Annotated in this window: 1 protein-coding gene; it reads left to right on the top strand. The window is 44.2% G+C overall.

All coding sequences use genetic code 11. The features are described from left to right. Positions 1-12: 12 nt before the first annotated feature. The coding region (locus FJV41_RS50505; protein ID WP_246137941.1) for a phage tail tape measure protein at positions 13-441 on the top strand (429 nt) is incomplete at its 3' end.

Raw genomic sequence — 441 nt, forward strand, 5'->3', positions numbered from 1 at the left:
ACCGAAAAGGACATGATGAGCCTGATGGATGTGATCCAGCGGGGTTATTATGCGGGCGTTGACCCCGGCAATATGTTGCAGGGTTTTTCGAACATTGGTAGTGCAATGGATATTATCCGTCAGAAGGGATTGGGGGCAACGAAGGTATTTGCACCATTGCTGGTGATGGCGGATCAGATGGGGATGGCTGGCGAGTCAGCAGGGAATGCCTACCGTAAAATATTCCAGGCTGTCATGGATACCAAAAAAGTTAATAAAGCCAATGCCTCAATTAAAGGATCAGGGGTCAAATTAGATTTTACTGATGGAAAAGGGGAATTTGGTGGACTGGATAAGCTATTTGCCCAGCTTGAAAAGTTAAAAAAATTAAACACAGAGCAAAGGCTTGCGGCACTTAAAACGGTTTTTGGTGATGATGCCGAAACGCTAAAAGTATTAAAT

This window comes from Myxococcus llanfairpwllgwyngyllgogerychwyrndrobwllllantysiliogogogochensis, assembly GCF_006636215.1.
GTDB lineage: Bacteria > Myxococcota > Myxococcia > Myxococcales > Myxococcaceae > Myxococcus > Myxococcus llanfairpwllgwyngyllgogerychwyrndrobwllllantysiliogogogochensis.